Raw genomic sequence first — 1,424 nt, forward strand, 5'->3', positions numbered from 1 at the left:
TAATGCCAGTCAGTTAAGCAACAGACTGGCTTTTTTCTGAGCTTTAGGATACTTCCAGGGCCTTTCCTTTACCACTCGGGGAAAGGCTCTTTCCCTTCTTGTAGGAAGCTTCACCATCAACGCCATACCCTCCAGATTACGCAGCAGCTCTGGGATCCGACCCGGTGAAGCGCCCTGAAGTGTCATTAACATCCTCATCACCAGACTGCATGAGTCTGAGAAGCTAAGCTGATTCGGCCAGTAACCCTTCAGGCTTTTCGCCATCTTAATCATCTGATAACGAACAAGATTATAGGCCAGTAGTGCCCCCCATAGCTCCTGCTCTACAAGCTCCGGCTTTTTGCTTCTCAGCGTTAACCGGCTCAGCAACATCGTCTGTTTAATTTCCCGATAACCCAGTTCGATTTCCCACCGGTGCCGATAGAGATCCGCCATCTCTCCTCCCGGATAACGCATCGCATCCGTCATTGAAGTCAGCAGATGACAGATCTTCCCTTTACGAGTGAACGTCAGAAGACGAGCCGTCATCTCCTCTCCCAACTCCGGCCACTTTTTCCGGGACTGAGGGCTGGTTTTTAACCTCACCAGAGAGTCGCCTTTGCCTAGTTTTCGGACCTCTTCGTACTGCGTCCCTTTTCTCAATGGGATCATCCAGTGACGGTTTTTACCCGCCTGAGTCCAGGCATTCAACAACCCTAATGAGTAATAGCCTTTATCGAGTAAAGTCAGTGTGTTATCGCCAGTCTGTTCTATCAGTTTCTCTGCCAACGTGTATTCGCTGTCTTTCATCGTGCCGAAAGCGGCGGCAGTCAGCAGATGGCTGGTGAGTTCCATCTGACAGACCATTTTCACCTGCGGATAAAGCCCCGGTTGCCCGGCGTGCGTCTGACGCGGGAAGGCGGCATCATTTTCCGGAGTATCTTGTGTACGCCATACGACACCGTCTACCGCCAGCAATGTCAGACCACACCAGTGGGGATGCGTGACGGAGTTATGCCACAGTTGTGCTGTTTGGGTGAAAACACGGCGGACAGCCTCGCTGCCCAGACGTTGGCGAGCTTGAATAACGGCGCTCGGGGCAACGAAAGGCCGTTTGCCGGGCAGCATAATATCCAGCCGGTTAACAATCTGGTGGAGCGGTTCTTCGCGCTCAAGCGCCATGCCGACGATGCACCAGACCATCATCTCGAGCGGGAGGCGACGCTTACGTAAGGTGACGGTGCCGGATTCAGCCAGACAGGAGGAGACGAGCTCGGGATCGAGGAAATCTCCAAGAGAAGTCAGAGGCTTACGAGTAGAGTCATAACAAGAAATGAGATCAAGAGCCTGAGCAATACGCATAAAAAAATCCGGAAACGAAGAACGTTTCCGGATTTTTACACAGCCATAGGATCGTTCAAGTGATCCTTAACTGATCGGCATTA

1 protein-coding gene is annotated in these 1,424 nt (G+C 52.0%); it reads right to left on the bottom strand.

All coding sequences use genetic code 11. The features are described from left to right. Positions 1 to 9: 9 nt before the first annotated feature. Positions 10 to 1,341 (bottom strand): IS4 family transposase, encoded by a 1,332-nt coding sequence (locus tag EDF78_RS25475; RefSeq protein ID WP_133824213.1) that lies wholly within the window; start codon positions 1,339 to 1,341, stop codon positions 10 to 12. Positions 1,342 to 1,424: the final 83 nt, after the last annotated feature.

It is taken from the genome of Rahnella sp. BIGb0236 (assembly GCF_004364755.1).
GTDB classification, from domain to species: domain Bacteria; phylum Pseudomonadota; class Gammaproteobacteria; order Enterobacterales; family Enterobacteriaceae; genus Rahnella; species Rahnella victoriana.

Coding starts and splice junctions, on each gene's coding strand:
- EDF78_RS25475 (WP_133824213.1), bottom strand. CDS start 1,341: ATGCGTATTGCTCAGGCTCTTGATCTCATTTCTTGTTATGACTCTACT.